1 protein-coding gene and 1 pseudogene are annotated in these 1717 nt (G+C 31.8%); both read left to right on the forward strand.

What is annotated here, in order from left to right; genetic code table 11:
- Positions 1-1293, forward strand: a pseudogene (locus FT986_RS16045) (aminotransferase class I/II); the annotation flags it as partial.
- 20 nt (positions 1294-1313) lie between these two features.
- Positions 1314-1717, forward strand: a 404-nt coding sequence (locus FT986_RS15705) for an RteC domain-containing protein (RefSeq protein WP_255506007.1), incomplete at its 3' end; no start/stop codon positions are given.

Here is a 1717-nt window from a genome sequence, read left to right on the forward strand (position 1 = left end):
CAGACGGGGTTAAGGATTACCATCTCTAGGCATAATCAAAAAACAGATATTCTTCAATTGACCCAAACCTTAGCCCAGTTATATCCTAAAGTAATGAAGGAAACAGGAAATACCTTAAAAAGATTAAGCAAAGCCTTTAAAAAAGATTTTTCTTTTCAAGAGGAGACATCCCAAGGGCTAAAGTATAAACTCATAGAAAAAAACAGTATAGAACAAATCGACAAGAACCTATGGAATACTTATTTTTTAGGAAAAGGAATTTTAGATTGGGAAGGATTTAGGTTCATTGAAAATTGTTTTCGGGATCAGGTCGATAAAGAACACCAGTGGAAGTTCTTTTACATCCAAATTTTTGATTTTGAAGATAATTTATTAGTGATGGGTGTATTTACGTTAAGTCTATGGAAGGATGATCTCTTAGCAAAACCCTCGGTCTCAAAGGACATCGAATTAAAGAGAAAGGACAATAAATATGAATTTACCTCCAAGGTATTAAGTCTAGGCTCTTTATTCTCTGACGGACTTCCTTTGTATATCAATAAAGCTATTATAAAAGATCATAAAGTATTCAACCTATTCTTTAGAACCATAGAAGATATAGCCTCTAAAAACAAAGCCTCTAAAATCGTATTGAGGGATCTTGATATTTCATCACCTTATGATAAGGTTTTTCAATCTCAGGGTTTTGTGCCGATATCTATGCCAGAGGTATGTCAAATAGAGGATATGGACTGGAACAGCTTAGATGGTTATGTAAATACTTTATCTAAAAGGTCTAAAAAACATTTTGAGAAAGACATTGCTCCTTTTCGTTCTCTGGTAGAAGTAGAAATATTACAGCAGGTAAGCGAAAGCGAGTTAGATCACTTTTATGAGTTATATAAAAATGTAAAAGGTAGAAACCTTGGATTGAATATGTTTACCTACCCTAAATCGGTTTTTCAAAAAATGAACGTATCTAAATTCTGGGAGTTTATTAGCATCTCTATTAAAAATACTCCTACCAAAGATAGAAAAGCGATAGGTGTGATGTTTTGTTATAAAAATGGGGATATTACGTATGTTCCTAGTTTGATAGGCTTGGATTATATTTACAATCAAGAATATCAAACCTATAGACAATTATTATTTGAAAGTATTTGGCGAGCAAATAAAAGCGGTTATCAAAAAATAGATTTTGGGGTAAGCGCCAACTTTGAGAAAAGAAAATTAGGGGCAAGGTTAATCCCTAAACTTGCCTATATTCAAAGTAGTTCCAATTTTAAAATGGATTATTTAGAGGCTCAACAGTAAACAATTAAATGCCTGATGTTATGAAACATGCCGAAGAGATCATTGAAAAGTTCACAACTCAAATGGATTCCTTAAAAGATGAAAATGAGAAGCCTTTAAGAAAGGCCAATCAAGGAATATCCCTATGTAGTAAAGCGCTATCGCAATTAAAAACAATTGTTGAAAAGCAAGAATTTAAAACCATTGCTGCTGAAATTCATTTTTTTAAAACCATTAAAAGTATTCCGATGAGTTATCTAATATATTTTACAGAGTTACGGACTTGTGAATTACAAAAACCCAAAGCTGGTGTTCGATATCAAATCAATTTCCTTGAAAAAGAGTTAAAGAAAATCAATAAATTTTTTTATAGAAATTCTGATTTCGTTTATTATATGGAATTGGGACATACTTATTTAGATCATCAATTTTTTGCTCGAAAGCA

Source organism: Mesonia sp. K4-1 (assembly GCF_008017825.1).
Taxonomy (GTDB): Bacteria; Bacteroidota; Bacteroidia; order Flavobacteriales; family Flavobacteriaceae; genus Mesonia.